Source organism: Candidatus Protochlamydia amoebophila UWE25 (assembly GCF_000011565.2).
Taxonomy (GTDB): Bacteria; Chlamydiota; Chlamydiia; order Chlamydiales; family Parachlamydiaceae; genus Protochlamydia; species Protochlamydia amoebophila.
In genome coordinates this window covers 299,440-318,271 of the sequence record NC_005861.2, presented here as the reverse complement: position 1 = coordinate 318,271, position 18,832 = coordinate 299,440, and the positions used below count along the sequence as shown (strand labels likewise).

At 35.2% G+C, this 18,832-nt stretch carries 15 protein-coding genes and 1 tRNA gene; 11 read left to right on the top strand and 5 right to left on the bottom strand.

The features are described from left to right. The 4 genes from polA to PC_RS01065 all read left to right on the top strand — a co-directional run bounded on the left by polA (position 1) and on the right by PC_RS01065 (position 5,753). Entirely contained in the window at positions 1–2,676 is a 2,676-nt protein-coding gene (gene polA / locus PC_RS01080) for a DNA polymerase I (RefSeq protein ID WP_011174773.1), read from the top strand. Then, positions 2,670–3,281, top strand: coding sequence for a dephospho-CoA kinase (gene coaE, locus PC_RS01075; protein WP_011174772.1), 612 nt, complete (start codon positions 2,670–2,672; stop codon positions 3,279–3,281). Before polA ends, coaE begins: the two co-directional genes overlap by 7 nt. A 33-nt stretch (positions 3,282–3,314) precedes the next feature. Next, positions 3,315–4,700, top strand: coding sequence for a transcription termination factor Rho (gene rho / locus PC_RS01070; RefSeq protein WP_011174771.1), 1,386 nt, complete (start codon positions 3,315–3,317; stop codon positions 4,698–4,700). Positions 4,701–4,868: 168 nt separating this feature from the next. Further along, positions 4,869–5,753: a hypothetical protein gene (locus tag PC_RS01065; protein WP_181679011.1), complete on the top strand. Its 885-nt coding sequence runs from the start codon at positions 4,869–4,871 to the stop codon at positions 5,751–5,753. A gap of 205 nt (positions 5,754–5,958) precedes the next feature. Here the strand turns inward: PC_RS01065 and obgE are convergent, their stop codons facing one another. The 5 genes from obgE to tsp all read right to left on the bottom strand — a co-directional run bounded on the left by obgE (position 5,959) and on the right by tsp (position 10,246). Further along, positions 5,959–6,972: a GTPase ObgE gene (gene obgE / locus PC_RS01060; RefSeq protein WP_011174769.1), complete on the bottom strand. Its 1,014-nt coding sequence runs from the start codon at positions 6,970–6,972 to the stop codon at positions 5,959–5,961. Positions 6,973–7,090: 118 nt separating this feature from the next. Next, the gene (rpmA, locus tag PC_RS01055) at positions 7,091–7,342 is read right to left on the bottom strand and encodes a 50S ribosomal protein L27 (protein ID WP_011174768.1); all 252 of its coding nucleotides are present in this window, start codon (positions 7,340–7,342) and stop codon (positions 7,091–7,093) included. Further along, positions 7,332–7,676 carry a 50S ribosomal protein L21 gene (gene rplU / locus PC_RS01050; RefSeq protein WP_011174767.1) on the bottom strand — a complete coding sequence of 115 codons (345 nt, stop codon included), beginning with the start codon at positions 7,674–7,676 and terminating at the stop codon, positions 7,332–7,334. Before rplU ends, rpmA begins: the two co-directional genes overlap by 11 nt. Before the next feature lie 366 nt (positions 7,677–8,042). Beyond that, positions 8,043–8,115 (bottom strand) — tRNA-Phe (locus PC_RS01045). 115 nt (positions 8,116–8,230) lie between these two features. Beyond that, complete coding sequence (gene tsp / locus PC_RS01040; RefSeq protein WP_011174764.1) at positions 8,231–10,246, bottom strand: tail-specific protease Tsp; 2,016 nt, start codon at positions 10,244–10,246, stop codon at positions 8,231–8,233. Positions 10,247–11,978: 1,732 nt separating this feature from the next. Here tsp and PC_RS01035 point away from each other — a divergent pair. The 7 genes from PC_RS01035 (at position 11,979) to sctJ (ending at position 18,807) form a co-directional block, all read left to right on the top strand. Further along, a complete protein-coding gene (locus tag PC_RS01035) occupies positions 11,979–12,704 on the top strand; it encodes a segregation and condensation protein A (RefSeq protein ID WP_039356216.1) in 726 nt (241 codons plus the stop codon). After that, positions 12,701–13,405 carry an SMC-Scp complex subunit ScpB gene (gene scpB / locus PC_RS01030; protein WP_011174760.1) on the top strand — a complete coding sequence of 235 codons (705 nt, stop codon included), beginning with the start codon at positions 12,701–12,703 and terminating at the stop codon, positions 13,403–13,405. Before PC_RS01035 ends, scpB begins: the two co-directional genes overlap by 4 nt. A 635-nt stretch (positions 13,406–14,040) precedes the next feature. Beyond that, complete coding sequence (rpsL, locus tag PC_RS01025) at positions 14,041–14,421, top strand: 30S ribosomal protein S12 (RefSeq protein WP_011174759.1); 381 nt, start codon at positions 14,041–14,043, stop codon at positions 14,419–14,421. Between the two features lie 166 nt (positions 14,422–14,587). Further along, a complete protein-coding gene (gene rpsG, locus PC_RS01020; RefSeq protein WP_011174758.1) occupies positions 14,588–15,061 on the top strand; it encodes a 30S ribosomal protein S7 in 474 nt (157 codons plus the stop codon). A gap of 12 nt (positions 15,062–15,073) precedes the next feature. Beyond that, positions 15,074–17,161, top strand: a complete 2,088-nt coding sequence (gene fusA / locus PC_RS01015; RefSeq protein WP_011174757.1) for an elongation factor G — start codon at positions 15,074–15,076, stop codon at positions 17,159–17,161. A 17-nt stretch (positions 17,162–17,178) separates the two neighbouring features. After that, on the top strand, positions 17,179–17,514 hold the full coding sequence (gene rpsJ, locus PC_RS01010; RefSeq protein WP_011174756.1) for a 30S ribosomal protein S10: 336 nt from the start codon (positions 17,179–17,181) through the stop codon (positions 17,512–17,514). Between the two features lie 279 nt (positions 17,515–17,793). Next, positions 17,794–18,807: a type III secretion system inner membrane ring lipoprotein SctJ gene (gene sctJ, locus PC_RS01005; protein ID WP_011174755.1), complete on the top strand. Its 1,014-nt coding sequence runs from the start codon at positions 17,794–17,796 to the stop codon at positions 18,805–18,807. Positions 18,808–18,832 lie beyond the last annotated feature (25 nt).

Here is an 18,832-nt window from a genome sequence, read left to right as displayed (position 1 = left end):
ATGGATAAACTCTATATTCTAGATGCCTCTGGCTACATTTATCGTTCTTATTTCGCGATTCGACAAATGACCAATGCCAGAGGTGAATCTACCAATGCTCTTTTTGGTTTCATCCGTTCAGTTTTAAAATTAATTAAAGATTTTAATCCAACTCATCTTGTAGCTGTTTTTGATGGACCTAACAACTCCCAAAAAAGAACAGAACTCTATCCTGCCTACAAGGCTCATCGAAAAGAGATGCCTAAAGATTTGCTTTACCAAATTTTATGGTCGCAAAGATTTTGTCAACTGATGGGGATTCCAGAATTAATGGTTCCAGGTGTTGAAGCTGATGATACAATGGGCAGCATTGCCAAATGGGCTGCAACCCTCAACACCACAGCGTATATATGTACTAGCGATAAAGATATGTGCCAACTTGTCAGCAACCAAATTTTGATTTTGAACACTTTTAAGGATAATTTAATTATTGATGCTAATGGTGTGAAAGAACAGTTTGGTGTGATGCCTGCACAAATGATTGACTACTTAGCAATAATAGGAGATGCATCCGACAACATTCCAGGCCTTACGGGCTTTGGACCTAAAACTGCTGCCGACTTACTAGAAAAATTTGGTTCATTAGATTATATTTTAGAGCATCCTTTGGAAGTTTCAGGCAAAAAAAAACAAGACACGCTAATATCTGAAAAAGAAAAAGTTTTGTTAAGTAAAAAACTTGTTATTGTCGATACAACTGTTTCCTTTCCCAACCAAGAAGATTTTTTTAAATTAACATCCCCTGCTTATCAAAGCTTAAAAGAATTTTACGCGGAAATGAATTTCTCTTCTTTAATTCGAGAGTTGGAAGCTGTAAAAAGTGGGATTAGTTTTTCAGACCTAGAGAGTCAAAATGAGGTAGTTTATCAGCTTGTTAATGATGAAGAAACCTTAGTTAACCTTATTTCCTATCTATCGCAGCAAAAAGAAATTTGTCTAGATACTGAAACAACGGATCTTCGTCCTTTAGAAGCCCAACTTGTCGGAATTGGTTTAGGTGTAGAACCCAAAAAAGCTTGGTACATTCCCTTGAACGGGCAATTAAATGGTGATTTCGTTTTAAGTCAACTTAAACCACTACTTGAAAATCCTTCAATTGGTTTTTATGGACACAATTTTAAATACGATTATCATGTTTTAAGAAATCACAATATTTCTGTTGCAAATATAAGTTTTGATACGATTTTAGCCTCTTATCTTCTCAATTCTCATAAAAGACAACATTCATTAGATCATTTGGCTCTAGAATTATTTGATAAGGTTAAAATCGCTATACAAGAATTAATCGGGAAAGGAAAAAACCAGCTTAACATGAAGAATGTGGCTTTAGATAAAATATGCCATTATTGTTGTGAAGATGTAGATTATACCATTAGACTTAAAAACATTTTGTTATCTCAATTAGAGGAGCGAAAATTAACTTCTCTTTTATTTGATTTAGAACTTCCTTTATTGTCCGTTCTTGCACAAATGGAAAGAAATGGGATTTTTATTGATACGGCTTATCTAAAACATTTATCCCAGTTTATTGGGCAAGAAATTCATTGCTTAGAACAAAATATTTATGCGTTAGCAGGAGAAATTTTTAACCTCAACTCTCCCAAACAACTCAGTCAAATTTTATTTCATAAACTCGGAATCAAACCCCCTAAAAAAATTGCCACAGGTCACTCAACAAATGCGGAAGTTCTAGAAATTCTCAAACATGTTTATCCAATTGCCGAAAAACTTCTTGAATATCGGACTTTAGAAAAACTTCGCTCAACTTATGTTAACTCATTACCCCTTCAAGTTAACGCTAAAACTGGACGTATTCACTGTAATTTTAATCAGTCTATGGCAGCAACAGGTCGACTGTCTTGCCAAGACCCAAATTTACAAAATATTCCTGTCCGCACTGAAGTCGGTCGTCAAATTAGAGAGGCATTTCGACCTGAAAAAGAAGATTGGAGCTATTTGTCAGCAGACTATTCTCAAATTGAACTTCGTTTGCTTGCTCACTTAAGCGAAGATCCTGTGCTAATCAAAGCTTTCTTATCCAATGAAGATATTCACAAATATACCGCTTCTTTAATTTTTGATGTTCCTCTTCAACAAGTTTCCTCTGAACAACGTTATCAAGCTAAAGCGGTTAATTTTGGTTTGATTTATGGACAACAAGCGTTTGGCTTAGCTCATGAACTAGGAATTGATACAAAAACTGCTGCTGCTTTTATTCAACGTTATTTTGAGCGTTATGGAAAGGTCAAAGAATTTTTAGAAGCTTGCAAACAATCAGCAAGAGAGACTGGCAAGGCTGTAACAATGTATGGGAGGGAAAGACTGCTTCCAGAAATTAGAAGTCAGAATGCCATGATTCGAGCAACAGCAGATCGATTTGCAGTAAATACCCCTATCCAAGGGACGCAAGCTGATTTGATTAAAATGGCCATGCTAAAAATCAATAAACTTCTTATACAAGAAAAGAAAAAAGGATTTATGATTTTACAAATTCATGATGAACTTATTTTTGAGGTTCCCAATCAAGAGTTAGAATCCATTTCTCATTTAGTTAAGAATACCATGGAAAATATTATAAATCTAAAGGTACCGTTGATTGTTAATATCCATATTGGCAAAAATTGGAAAGAATGTTAAAATTAAGAAAAGTAGCCATAACAGGCGGTCTTTCATGTGGTAAATCTTCAGTTTGCCGTATCTTAAAAGAACTTGGGGCTTACGCTGTAAGCGCTGACGAAATTGTCCATCACTTATTGTCATCCGATGTAAACGTTAGCCAAAAGGTTGTTGATTTATTAGGAAAATCTATTCTAAAAAACAATCAAATCCATCGTTCTTTATTAGCAGAGCGAGTTTTTCAAAATTATCGACTTTTAACCGGTTTAGAAAAAATTCTGCATCCGGCTGTGTATGGCGAAATAGAACAACAATATCAAAAACAACAGGATAGCAAAAATCAGTTTCCTTTCTTCATTGCGGAAGTTCCCCTCTTATATGAAAGTGACGGTGCAAAATTTTTTGACACTATTATTTCGGTTGTTGCTGATCCAGAAATCAGCCTTCAGAGATTCAAAACACATACTCATAAGAGTGAAAAAGAGTTTCAAAGCAGAATGGCAAGGCAGATATCGCCATTAGAAAAAGCTATTCGAGCCGACTATGTCGTCTTAAATAATGGAACTTTATCAGAACTTCAACAATCCCTGAGAGAATTATACCAAGAATTAAAAATATATATTTAACTATTAACCATTTACATTGGAGTCTTATTTTTAATGGACCCAGAGAACAAAGAGAACACTTCAGTTGATACCTCGTTGACATGTGAGGACAATTCAGTTGATAAGCAAAACCCTGAACAATATCATCAACAAATCGTTCAGGAAAGATCTCAACAACCTGAGATAATTACTAAAATTGCCGATATCCAACGGATGAATATTGATCAGCTCAATCAATATGGCAAAAAAATTGGCCTTAAACACCTTGGCTCTTTAACTAAGTCTCAGATGGTATTTGAAATTGTCAAAGCAATCTCTGAAAATCCAAATGAAGTTTTATATGGAGAAGGTGTTTTAGAAATTCTTCCAGACGGTTTCGGTTTCCTTCGTTCTCCTAACTATAATTATCTCCCTTCGGCTGAAGACATTTATGTTTCTCCTGCACAAATTCGGCGTTTTGATTTAAAAAAGGGAGATACTCTTTGTGGAACAATTCGACCACCAAAGGATAAAGAGAAATATTTTGCATTACTCAAAGTCGATAAAATCAATGGTCGACCACCAGAAAAAGCAAAAGAGCGAATCTTATTTGAAAATTTGACCCCGCTTTATCCTAATGAACGAATGGTGATGGAAACATCCAAGGAAAAGTTATCCACACGAGTATTAGACCTAGCCGCTCCTGTTGGTAAAGGTCAGAGAGGTTTAATCGTTGCTCCACCAAGATCAGGTAAAACCATTCTTTTACAAAATATTGCCAACGCGATCGCTTGTAACAATCCTGAAATTGTACTAATCGTTTTGCTTATCGATGAACGCCCCGAAGAAGTAACAGACATGCAACGTATTGTGCGCGGCGAAGTCATTTCTTCCACTTTTGATGAACCTCCTGAAAGACACGTTCAAGTCGCCGAAATGGCGATTGAAAAAGCCCGTCGCTTAGTGGAACATGGAAATGATGTTGTCATTCTTTTAGACTCGATTACTCGTTTAGCGCGCGCTTATAATACTATCCAACCACATTCTGGTAAAATCTTAACAGGTGGTATTGATGCAAATGCTTTACATAAACCTAAACGTTTCTTTGGAGCTGCTCGTAATATTGAGCAAGGCGGTTCTCTAACAATCATTGCAACGGCTTTGATCGACACAGGTTCGCGCATGGATGAAGTCATTTTTGAAGAATTCAAAGGAACTGGTAATATGGAATTAGTGCTCGATCGCCGCTTAGCTGATCGTCGCATTTATCCAGCTATTGATTTGATCAAGAGTGGAACTCGTAAAGAAGAGTTACTTTATCATCCTAATGAATTAGAAAAAATTTATCTACTTCGTCAAGCTGTTGCCGACTTAGCTCCGGGAGATGCAATGAACCTTTTATTAGGGCGCTTGAAAAAAACAGGTAGCAATGTGGAATTTCTTCTCTCCATGAAAGATTAATCTCTCAAAGGGTCTGAACTTTAACTTCAGGCCCTTTTCATAAAATTTCTCTCTACAAATAACGATTGTTTACATTCGATTTTGAAACAAAATTAATCGATGGCATTGACGACAAAAACCTGTCTTATTATGCTTTCCCATATCTCTTAACAGAAAATGGAGTGAAGTATGAGTAAAAAAGAACAGCATAACCAACCGCCTTTTTTTCGTCCCTTTTTAATTATCTTATTAATCGCTGCATCTGTTGGTGGTTGGTGGGCTTGGGAAAACAGTACATTAGTAGCAGACTGGAAAGATCGCCTTTTGCATTACGTGGATAATCAAGATATCTCAACCCTTGAATCCAAGTATTCTCCCGAACAAATTATTAATACTCATCGACAAGAACTAGTCGATAGTGATCGTAAAACACTTCAAGAACCCATTCAAAAATATTACCCCTATCTACTTTTAGATGTGAAATACACAGAAGATCAAAGGCCTCGAGAAGGAGTTGTTCTTTGGGGATTAACTAATGGAGAAATTGTTCTTAATAGTGATACATGGGAAACGACACATGGGTTTAAAGATTGCTTAGATTGTGGAGCTTCTAAAAATGATTTTAAAATTATCCAAGCTCTAGCTCGACGTCAAGGAGCTTTAACTATAGATGAACTTCAAAAAGAATTAAAAATTGAAAAAGAAATTTTTGAACCTTGGATTGAAAGCGCTAAACAAAAACATCTTATTATCCAAAAAGGACAAATTTTACAGCTTCATTTTGAAAATCCACGTTTTTTAGTCCTTCCTCAAACCAGGCTAAAACAGCAAATTGTTTCAAAACCTGTTACTAATGATCAAAAAGCTAGCAAAACTTATACACGTAATCAAATCGTCAATTTAGCTCAAGTGGCTTTTGGAAACGATTTCAAAATTAGAAATGAAAAAGAAATTTTCTTACCTGTTTACCGTTTTGAGGTCCTTAATCCAGACGGTTCAATTTCAGCATCAGAATGGAATGCTTTGACTGGCCAACCTTTTCAACCTGCTTCATTTAGTCAACGAGTGCAATAGCTAAACGGAAACTCAAAAAATTTTGATGAGTCAAACCTTGAAAAGGTTTGACTCATCATAAACGATCTTCGTTAAAATTTAATTCTAATAAATAAAAAATAGTTTTTTAAAAAAAATTTATTTTAAAACAAACTTCACCATTTATTGAATTAGCAAAGATTAATATTTCGTATTGTGCTTTTACCAAGCAAGAACTAAAACTGGACTAATACTCGATTTCTTTTTTCTGAGAAAGACGTTGTGTCATTTTTTCAATTAACTCTTGTAAACCTTCGCCATAAACAGCTGAAATTTTAAAAAGCATATCGGATGAAATAGAGAAGTTTTTTTCAAATTCTTGAATATGAGAAGGCGAATCTTCTGTATCTATTTTATTTAATACCACTAGATAAGGCCTTTCTAATAATTCAGGATTATAAGCTCCAATTTCTTCACGGAGAATTCGAAAATCATGAGAAGGGGTTCTTCCATCAATGCCTGATGCATCTAAAATAAAAATAAGAAGTTTAGTCCTTTCAATATGCCTTAGAAACTCTAATCCCAAACCTCGATTATGGCTAGCTCCTTCAATAATTCCTGGAATATCAGCAATATAAATGCGTTTATAATTATCTAGTTCAATAAATCCCAAGTTAGGTTGTAGTGTAGTAAAAGGATAGGCTGCTACTTTCACTCTTAATCCTGCTAATGAGGAAATCAAAGTTGATTTACCTGCATTTGGAAAACCAACCAATCCTACATCTGCAATTAGCTTTAGCTCCAGCTCTATGTGATGAATTTCACCAAGTGTTCCCTCTGTACAAATATTAGGAGCTTGATGAGTAGGAGTCTTAAAGCTGTCATTGCCTCTTCCTCCTCTCCCACCTTTGCAGAGCACAAATCTTTCTTTATCTTCTACAAAGTCATGTATGACTTTACCTGATTTGGCATCTTTAAGGAGAGTACCGCAAGGAACTTTCAAAATCAAATCTGTTCCATTTTTTCCCTGGCGGCAATTCCCTCCTCCATCTCCCCCACTCTGAGCTTTTAATATGCGACGATGGCGAAACCAATCCAAAGATGAAATTTGAGTATCTGCTTCTAAAATAACAGAACCTCCCCGCCCCCCATTTCCTCCAGCCGGACCACCTTTAGGAATATATTTTTCTCTACGCCATGCCACAACACCATTTCCGCCTTTGCCAGCTATCAATTCAATGATTACACGATCAACAAACATGATCCCTCTAGGAGTAACAATAAGTAATTAATATAAATTTGACAGATAAAGAAGAAAAAACAAAGAAAGTTTGAAACCTAGTTAAGCTAGGTTTCAAATCAAAAGAATCGAGAGGAGATTATGCACCAGTTTCGATTGAAATATAAGTTTTGTTAGACTTACGAAAGGCTACAACTCCATCTGCTAGAGCAAAAAGAGTATCATCTGTTCCACGGCCAACATTTTTAGCAGGATGCCATTTTGTACCGCGTTGTCTAACAAGAATGCTTCCAGCTCTAACAACTTCGCCTGAACCGACTTTGATTCCCAAACGTTTTGAATGAGAATCTCTTCCGTTACGGGTTGACCCTTGACCTTTCTTATGAGCCATGATTTCCTTCCTTTCCTTTACGCTTGCTTCCAATACCAGTTATTTTAACACGTGTATAGTGCTGGCGATGACCCCACTTACGACACTGATTATGACTAGGCTTGTATTTTAAGCTTGTCACTTTTTCCCCTTTAACTGTTCCTACCACTTCGCCGTAAACAAGAAAATTTGGAATACCCGGTTTGCCAATCTGTGTCTTCGCACCGTCAAAAGCGAATAAGACTTCTCCAAACTCAACTTGAGCGCCTGGGTCGGTATTGAGCAGTTCTACATCAATGATGTCTCCTTCTTGCACACGATACTGCTTTCCACCTGTTTTAATAATGGCGTACATTGTGAACCCCTTAACAATAAATAATCAGTCTTCTGATGTTTAAAAAATCAATAGAAAACGAAGTTTACCCTAATTATCGTTTGAAATCAATCAGAAAAAAACTTTCATCTAATTTCAACACGTTTATTATTTTTCTCTTAGCCGATCATAATATTTTAAATATTCGTCACTTACATTGCACTAGATTGCTAATGAAAAAACTAAGCTTCCGATTCTAAGTTAGTTAAAAAACATTTCCTTATCTCAATTCAACGGAATTTGCATTTTTAACAGTCAGACTCAAATTTTCTTATTTTTCATTCATTATGGCAGCCATAATATAAGTATAAAAGTCGAGAGTTGACTAATGAGTGAAATAAAGAAGAATGGCCAGAACTGGAATCGAACCAGCGACACAAGGATTTTCAGTCCTCTGCTCTACCGACTGAGCTATCTGGCCAAACTTAAAGAAAGTACTTTATTGAATGGTTGTTTTTTGTGCAACGTTTTTATACAAGTTTCTTTTCTTACCTTTTATCAAGCCTCCTGAATCTGTATCAGGAGGCTTGACACCTCTATTTTTTCTTTTCAATAGAATAGAGAACAATCATATCTTTAATTACGTTGACAGCTTCTTGCATTTGCAAATCGTCAACCCCAAAATTCTTAGCTTTTTTCCCAGTTGATAACCATTCCGACTCTTCATCCTGCTCTTCATTTTCTAGGTCGAGCGCTTTTCCTTTTAGAAATAATTGGTAGTTTTTATTATGTGCTAGTCGATATTCGCTATTTTTTCGGAGTGTGGGAATTAAATCTTTCCATTGATCAGTACGTTTCTGAATGGTTGGAACATAATATTTCAAATACCACGATTTAACATCCGGAGCGATGTCAGATAAATTGTCTTCATAAGCATCAGAAATGAAGTCGGAAGTGAGAGAGCTAGAATCTACTTCCCCAATATTTTTAAGACTCCAAGGTCCAGGAGCTATGACATCGGCTTTTACCCCATTTTTTTGAGGAGTCTTTCCAGAAACTGTATAATATTTTCCAACTGTTACTTTAAAATAAGACGTACTTTGATCATCGGTTACGGTTTGGGTTTGAATGGTCCCTTTCCCATAGGTATGCTCATCTCCAACCACAATTGCGACACCATAATCTTGTAACGCCTGAGCCACAATTTCTGCTGCAGAAGCCGTAGCTTTAGAAATCAAAACAACGAGAGGTCCATCATAAGCTATTTTTCCATCCACATCGCGATAAAAGCGCTCTTCACCAGTGGAGTACTTAGAAATAACAATGACCCCGTTAGTAATAAAAAGGCCTGCTACTTTAACAGCTTGCGAAAGAAATCCGCCACTATTTTCTCGAAGATCTAAAATCAACCCTCTTAAATTACCTTTTTTTTCTAATTCTATAATCGCGTCTCGAACATCTTTTTCACTGGAAATTCCATTTCCTTGATAAAAAGAATGAAGAGTAATTTTGCCAATAATTCCATTGCCAAAAGTTTCTTCGCTAACATCAACTCGATTATTGTTTAAAACAATTTCTTCTTTTTGAAGTTCTACTTTAAAAATTTTATCTTCTATCTCATCTTTTTTTTTTCGTTTGAAAGACAGCTCTACTTGTGCTTGTTTAGATTCATGCAACATTTCCATGACTTTATCAAAAGAAAGTTTTTCTGTTGGAATTCCATCTACCCCTAGCAAAATATCTCCTGCCTGGATAACTCCACTTTTTGCGGCTGGCCCACCCTCTAACATTCGAGATACAATAATTTTATCTCCTTGATCGCGTAAAACTAGTCCAATTCCTTGAAATTCTTTTTGCAATCGAACTTTCATGTCATAAGCTTCGTGAGTTTGATAAAAAGTCGTGTGAGAATCTAAACTACTTGCAAGGGCTTTTAAAATATGAATCGTCAATAAATTATCTTGTTGTGCGTAAGATAAAGGTTTCCCCTGATCATCTTGATAAAGATATTGATTTTCGAATTCTGTTAAATGATTTTCATAAGTTTTCAAAACAAATTCTTTTTTAGAACTTGTAGAAAGCTCTCCATGACGACTTTTATATAGGCTAATAAAATTTTCTAAATTTTCTAGCAGCCGTTTTTTTAATTCTTTTTCATCCTTAGCAAATGATCTTTCTTCAATTCTTTGAACCGAGGGCCTTGTTGTTTGAAACAAGGCTTCTTTATCTTTAATTTCTATTTCATGACGAAGTTTTTTTGAACGCTCAATAGCATTTTGAAAAACTTTGTTTATTTGCTCGAAAAATTCAAAATTGTTTTGTTTATATTGTTCCACTAATTCATCAAGTTGCTTTTGAGTTAAATGCGCATAAGGAGCTATTTCGCTCTCTAGTAGGTAAATACGTTCAGGATCGAATTGATTAATAAAAATCGCTATAGAGCTATTCAAAATTTTACTTGTCATGGTTCGCTTATCGACATGCTGGCTTAAAATCTGGCTCATGATTCGATCGATATCACTAGATTTTAATAAATCTTGCTCTCGAGCTTCTAGAGAAACTAAGATAGTCATCAAAGTTACAAACCATATCTTCAACCAATTTTTATTCATAAATAACGCTCCTTGAAACAACTATTTTTACCAAAAGGAAATGATCATTGACTTTTAATCTTATCCACTCTCAATTCAAAATTTCCAGTATATTCAAATGTGATGGATTTAAGAGATCGGCAAAAACTTTAGGCATCTTTAAAATTAGCCAAAATATCTACCAAAAGCGAGTTATGCAAGAAGTCTATTAAAACAACAATCGTTTTTTTGGAGTATTTATTAAAGTTAATTTTTATATACAAATATATAAAAAAAATTGACACTTTAAAAGTTAAAATAAAATTTTATAAATTATAAACAACAAAAAAATATTAATATTTTTATAAAAAAAATAGAGAAAATCAATTTTATAATAATAATTTAACTGATAATTTTCTTACTATAATTCATTGAAAAATCCGTAACATTTAACAGCTGGACAAACTAAAAATCCTAACTTTTTTAACTCTAATAAATTAAAAGTTATAAACTATATTACTATTAATGAAAATAATACTTATTTTATGTAATGATTTAAGAAACAAAATAAGCTTGGATTTACTGCCATTACCTTTTCACCTGAATTTCTTTTAGATGCTATAACCTCTATTCTTTAAACAAAACATATTCAAACAAAATTTAATCATCTTTCTTCATAAAATTTCCCTTAAAGAACTGCTTAATCTATAAGATTACAATGCCTGTCGCTTTGAAATCATCAAATTAGTTATCAAAAATTAAGGCTAATATTCCCAACTGTATCTAATTTTATTGAAGAAGAAATAGCTATTCAAAAACAAATTATCAAAGAATTGGAATTAATACCTGAAACAATCAGTTTAATTTATCACATATGCGAGTATTTAATAAAGTCGCGGAAGAATTTGGCATTACATTTGTAGCATTTGGGGAGATTTTTATTGGATTCGCATGCCAAAAATCTTTTATTGATTGGAATGACGATAGCGATTTGTTATTCCTTTTAGGAGAAAAAAATAGCCTATAAAATACTTAATTCGAATTTTTATGAAATCAAACCCGAAATAAAAACTTTTGAAAAGTACGGTTTAAAACTAGCTGGTTATTGGAGGAGGTTGAACATTGTGTCTCATTGATTATCCTTCGTTTGCATATCCATTTTATCCAGATAAGCCTTCAACAAGACAATTTTATTGTCCTTCTTCTGTAAATATTTTTATATCCAAAAAAAACTACATGTTCAAAGAATCGCATTCCATACAAAAGCAAATACTTTTTTAATCGGTAATGAAGTTGTAAACTTGGGAACCTTACGTAACTTTTAAACGTGAAAACCCCTAGAGACTGGATGCTGTTTAACCCAATTAAGTTGCTTATTATATATTCATTCACTTGAAGAAGTTGAAGGATTTATTAGCCATATCTAGTATTTCGTGTGGAAAACACAAGTTATTATTGTTACAAATCGCGTAGCATAGGAAAAGTTATTCGCCTCCACTTAAATTTAGAATTGATAATTATTTACTTGTCAAACATGTTAAAATTTATTTTCAATCAGGCTGTAAAAAATTTCTTAGTTACTTTTATCTTTTTTTTTATCCAATTAAGAAATGGCAGTTAATTTTTCGCTTTTAGCCAAATCTTTCACGATTAGACTTGCTACATCTAATTTTAGATACATGTTAAATGTTTAAATCAACACAATCTCAGTAGCATAAGAAATCAGATTTAGGTATTTTATTCTGCAAATACTAGAAAATATAGATTTTTGTTTATGATTCAAACTTACAATCGTTTCTCTTTAGAAAATTTTGAAGGACCCCTAGAGTTTCTCCTTTCATTGATTCAAAAAGAAGAAATCAATATTTATGATGTTTCTATTCAAGAGCTCACTCAACAATTTCTAGAAAAATTGAAAGAATGGGAAACTCATTATTTAGAAAAAGGAGCCGAATTTGTAGGAAGCGCTTCTTATTTAGTTTGGTTGAAAAGTAAAATGTTGCTACCAATTGAGGAACTTTCTTTAGAAGCAGAAACAGTTCAGGAAGATCCTCATTTTGAAATTATTCATCACCTTTTGGATTACTGTCGTTTTAAGCAAGCTGCTAAAGAACTTTCAGCCAGACAGGATAAGCAACTAGCATGCTATTTCCGGGGAACTTCAGAGAATGCGTGGAAAAAACCTTTGGGATTAAAAGATATTTCACTAGAAGAATTATCAATTTTATTTAAGGAAATGACCAAACGTGCAGAACGAGTGAAAGGAAAAATTCTAGAAGAAAATTGGCGTGTAAGTGATAAAATTCGCTTCATAAAATTACAACTACAAAAACAATCTTCTTTTCCTTTTGATTATTTATTTTTATCAGATATGCCTCGCTTAGAATTAATTGTCATCTTTTTAGCTATTTTAGAATTGATGAAAATTGGAAGTATAGGTATTGGCAAAAATCCCGAATCTCAGGTTTTGGTATATCTTAAGCAAAAGGATGATAAATGAGTAAAGAGTGGAATTTTTTTCAGGCTGAATTTGCTTTTCCTTCGTCTCGAGATCAAAAACCATCTCCTACTACTTCAACCTCTATTCATGAAAAACCAAATCTCAACGTTGAAATCTCAAATGAATATCATAAGCAAGAACCTTCTGATGATATCGAAGAAATAATTCAACTCGATCATCAAATACAACAAACCATTAAAAAAGTCATTGAAGCACTGCTTTTCACAAGTTCCGACCCTCTTCCACTATCTAAAATTCGTGAAATTACAGATACTCTTTATCCTTTACGACCTAAGCAATTAAGGCAAATTATTGATTCTTTGAGACAAGAATTCATTGCTCATCAACGTGCTTTCAAATTGGAAGAAATTTCTCAAGGTTATGTTTTGCGCACACATGAAGAATATGCCCCCTATTTAGATATTTTACATCGGCAAAAAAGAACGGAAAAAATTTCTTGTGCTGCCACTGAAGTATTGGCGATTGTTGCTTATCGACAACCTATTACAAGACCTCAAATTGACGCGATTCGAGGTGTTGATTCTTCGGGCATACTTAGTCAATTAATTGAACGTCAACTAATTGAAATGGTTGGCAAACTTGAAGCCCCAGGTCGCCCCAGTCTGTATGGAACTACTAAAGAATTTCTCAAACATTATGGCTTAAAAGATCTAAGCGAATTAGAAAAAATTAAATCATAATATTTAAGTAAATTATTTCCATAAATCTTCTTATTATTTTTTTCTAAAAATGGATGAACATTTAGATGAAGTTTAATTAAAATAATATTATTAAATTAAAACATAATATTCATTACATATTCTATTTTTATAATTTTTTAACTTTTATATAATTAATAAAAAATTAAATTGATAGCCATGTCTTTTTATTCTATCAAGCTTAATTCTATTCACACTACTTAATCCTACTCACAATAATTATTACCGGAACTTTAAAAAGTAACACCCTATGATTTATGGAAATGTGGGAGGAATGTTTACTTCTATTATTGTTGCAATCATAGAGTATATCGGTCGATCTATATCTGAAACAATTTAAAAGAGCGTAAACAAAGCAAGGCAAGCAGCAATAGCTGCAAAAGTAGAAAAAAATGAGCGTTCTCTTTTAAGTTCATCACAACAACGATCAAGGCATAAAGAAATTTTTAGAATTTCTTCCATGCTTGAACGAATGAAAAGCTAATTTTCAATTCCATCAGTTATCATTCTTTATCTTTGTCAAAAATCATTTAGTTTTCTATACTTAATGGGTATCTCTTATTAAATTGATTTTTAATGAGGGATTTTATTAACCCTATTATCAGGAGAAGGCAAACATGCCGACAATTCAACAGCTCATTCGCCAGCCACGTGCTCCGAAAAAGCGACGAAGCAAGTCACCTGCACTCCAAAAGTGCCCACAACGACGTGGTGTGTGCTTGCAAGTAAAAACAAAAACTCCAAAAAAACCAAACTCTGCTTTACGTAAAGTAGCATGGGTACGCCTTTCTACCGGTCAAGAAGTTATTGCTTACATTGGAGGGGAAGGACACAATCTCCAAGAACACAGCATTGTTCTCGTACGTGGTGGTCGTGTAAAAGATTTACCAGGGGTGCGTTATCATATTGTACGTGGTGCATTAGACTGTGCGGCTGTTAAAGACCGTAAACAAGGAAGATCCAAGTATGGGGCAAAACGTCCCAAGAGTAAGAAGTAACACTAGGATATTGCATCAATGAATATCCTGGTTCGCGATTAGCGTTTTTGCTACATAAACGCCAATCACGCGCAGGTGTTAAGGGATTAAGATCCCTGATTCCAGGTGAATCAACGAGATCTTCTATTATCAAATTAGATTTAATCGCTCATTTTTTGAGGAAATCATGTCAAGAAGACACAGTGCAGAAAAACGACCGACAGAACCTGATCCGTTATACGGCAGTACAGTTTTGTCAAAATTTATTAATAAAGTGATGGAAAGTGGTAAAAAGTCGACTGCCCGTCGCATTGTTTATAATGCTATAGAAAAATTTTCGAAGAGAATAAAAGCAGAAAATCCTCTCGAAGCATTTGAACAAGCTCTAGAAAATGCTAAACCTTCCTTAGAAGTTAAATCTCGCCGTATTGGGGGAGCCACATATCAAGTACCTATCGAAATTCCTGCTAACCGTCGTTCATCGATGGCTATGCGGTGGATTATCGGACATTCTAGAGGAAAAGCAGGCCGTTCTATGGAAGATGCTTTAGCTTCTGAACTTAGCGATTGCTATAACAACCAAGGTACGACAATTAAGAAGAAAGATGACACCCACCGCATGGCTGAAGCGAATAAAGCTTACGCCCACTATAAGTGGTAATAAGGAGACTACATGGCAAGACCTGCTAAAGAGCATCTTAAAAATTTGCGTAATATCGGGATCATGGCTCACATCGATGCTGGTAAGACGACAACCACAGAACGTATCCTTTATTACAGTGGACGTTCACATAAAATAGGTGAAGTTCATGAAGGTGCTGCAACTATGGACTGGATGGCTCAAGAACAAGAGCGTGGAATCACAATTACTTCCGCAGCCACAACCGTTTTTTGGAAAGACGCAAAAATCAATATTATCGACACGCCTGGACACGTTGACTTTACAATTGAAGTTGAACGGTCATTACGCGTTTTAGATGGATCTGTTGCGCTTTTCTGTTCTGTTTCCGGTGTAGAGCCCCAATCAGAAACAGTTTGGCGTCAAGCTGATAAATATGGTGTTCCACGTATTGCATTTGTTAATAAAATGGATCGTATGGGCGCAGATTTTTTTGATGCAGTTAAAACAATGCGTGAAAAATTACATGCAAATGCTATTCCGGTTCAGTGCCCAATCGGTGCAGAAGCTGATTTCAAAGGAATGGTTGATCTTGTAAAAATGAGGGCTTATCTTTTCCATGACGAAACTCTCGGAGCAGATTGGGATGAAACAGACATTCCAGCCGATCTCCTTGAAAAATGTAAAAAGATGAGAGCCGAGCTTTTAGAGGAACTCGCTACTCTTGATGAAGATGATGAAAACTTCATGCAAAAAGTGCTAGAAAACCCTGACTCTTTAACAGAAGATGAGATTAACGCTGCGATTCGTAAAGGCGTTTGCCAAAACAAGTTCAATCCAGTCTTGTGCGGTTCAGCTTTCAAAAATAAAGGGGTTCAACAGCTTTTAGATGCGGTTGTCGCTTGGATGCCCTCGCCCTTAGACAGAGGTCAAATCAAAGCTCACGACCTAAATACGGATGAAGAAATTCTCTTAACACCAGATGATGAACAGCCACTTGCTGCTTTAGCGTTTAAGATTATGACTGATCCTTATGTCGGCCGTTTAACTTACATTCGTATTTACAGCGGTACTTTGACAAAAGGAACGTCTTTACTTAACACCACAAAAGGTGGAGAAGAAAGAATTTCTCGTCTTCTTGAAATGCACGCAAATAAACGAGAAGAAAAAGATGAATTTCACACGGGTGATATCGCTGCTTGTATCGGTTTGAAAAAGGCGACGACTGGAGATACTCTTTGTACATCAAAAAGACCTATTTTGCTTGAAAAAATGGAGTTCCCTGAACCTGTAATTTCAATGGCTATTGAGCCAAAATCTAAAGGGGATCGGGAAAAGCTTGCAATGGCTTTATCTTCATTATCAATTGAGGACCCTACTTTCAGAGTCACAACAGATGAAGAAACAGGTCAGACGATTATCGCCGGAATGGGTGAGCTTCACTTAGAAATTTTGCACGATCGTATGAAACGTGAATTCAACGTTGAAGCTAATGTTGGTAAACCACAAGTAGCCTACAAAGAAACAATTACTATACCTGGTAGCAGCCAAACTAAGTTTGTCAAACAGTCAGGTGGTCGCGGACAATATGCGCATGTCGAGCTCGAAATCCGTCCTAATGAAAAAGGAAAAGGAAACGAGGTCGTCAGTAAAATTGTGGGTGGTGTCATTCCAAGAGAATATATTGCACCAACAATTAAAGGGATCGAGGAAGGATTATCAACAGGGGTTCTTGCCGGCTTTAATTTGGTCGATGTTCTCGTTGATATTGTCTTTGGATCTTACCACGATGTTGACTCTAACGAAATGGCGTTTAAAATTTGCGGATCGATGGCTTTAAAAGAAGCGGCTCGCAAATGTAAGCCTGTGATTTTAGAGCCTATTATGAAAGTTGATGTAACAACTCCAGAAGCTCACATGGGAGATGTTATTGGTGACTTGAATCGTCGTCGTGGACAAATTGTTGGTCAAGAAAACCATAAAGGAGCTGTGATTATTCACGCTGAAGTTCCTTTGAGTGAAATGTTTGGTTATTCGACATTGCTGCGTTCGCTCTCTTCTGGGCGTGCTACCTACGTAATGGAACCTAGCCATTTTGAGCGTGTTCCATCGAAAATTCAGGAAGAAATTATTAAGAAGTAAGAGTTTTAAGGTTATTTATGGCAAAACAAGAAAAGCAGCCTAAATCAGCAAGACAAAAAATTCGCATCAGACTGAAAGGTTATGATCAACGTCTGCTAGATCGTTCAACAGGTGACATTGTCGAGACAGCCAAGAGAACTGGTGCTGCAATAGCAGGCCCAATTCCTCTCCCTACAAGCTGTGAAAAATTTACGGTTCTCCGTTCTCCAAACATTGACCGTAAATCTCGCGAGCAATTTGAGATTCGTACGCACCGTCGCTTAATCGACATTCTCAATCCTACGAGTAAAACAATTGATGCTTTAAAAACATTGACTCTCCCTGCAGGGGTAGACATTAAAATTAAAGCTTAATCGTTTGAAGTAATTGAGTTTTCAGCTTCAGAGGCCGGATAATCCGGCCTCTTTTTTATCTTGGCTATTCATTATTCATCTGAATTTTGCCTAAAATTATCAAATTTTATTGCAAAATGATTTGAAAAAAGTGTATTTCTGGAACTCCAAAATCTATTTAACCCTCGAATCTTTAGAAATTTTCATTGTTTTGCTTAGAAGATCTATAGCTAAATTCATTATTCTGCTAGGATCTGGTTAAAATTATCTCTCAAAAATAAGCTTAATCCAGAGCGGTTCATGACTACCAAAAATACTTTTTCACAAACAAATTTGTATTATTTTCTTCGTCAATTTTTCTTATTAATCACTCTCATGGGGTTGGTCACAAGCTGTGAATCAAGACGCGTCATTGTAAATGGATTAGAAGAAAAAGAAGCTAACGAAATACTCGTTTTTCTATCCAATAAAGGAATCAATGCCAATAAAGTTCAAGCAGTTTCCGAAGGTGGTGGTGGTGCAAAAGGAGTTTTATGGAATATCAGTGTGGAAGAAGGGCAAGCTAATGAAGCGATGGCTTTATTAAATCAAGTTGGATTACCAAGAAGACGAGGACAAAACTTACTTGGTATTTTTGCTAATACCTCTCTAGTTCCTTCAGGCATGCAGGAAAAAATCCGCTATCAAGCTGGGCTTGCCGAACAAATCGCAAGTACCATCAGAAAAATCGATGGCGTACTAGATGCCGATGTTCAAATTTCTTTTCCTGATGAAGATCCACTCAATCCAAATGCACCTAAACAAAAAATCACAGCTTCCGTTTACGTCAAACATAATGGTGTTTTAGATGATCCTAATGCCCACCTAATTACACGTATAAAGCGTTTAGTTGCTGGCAGTATTAATGGTTTAGATTATGATTATGTCACTGTCATTGGTGATAAAGCCCGTTACGGAGATTCTGCCTTAGGAATAATGGGTAATCTTGGAGAAGATGATAGACAATACGTGAATGTTTGGTCAATTATTTTGGCAAAAGACTCTTTATCACGTTTTAGAATAATTTTCTTCTCCTTCACCATATCTTTGGTTGTTTTGTTATTAACACTCATTTGGCTCCTCTGGAAATTTCTTCCAGTCTTGAAAGAAACTGGTGGTTTTAAAGAATTATTATCATTTCACCCTATCCTTTTAAATAAGGCGAAAAAGAGTGATACCATCGAAGCAGAGACTTCAGAAAAACAAAAAAATGAGCAATCTAATAAAAAAGAGACAGAAGATAACACCCTAAATCAAGGAGTTGATGAAACCTAAGCGTTTCATTGATTAAAAGGATTGT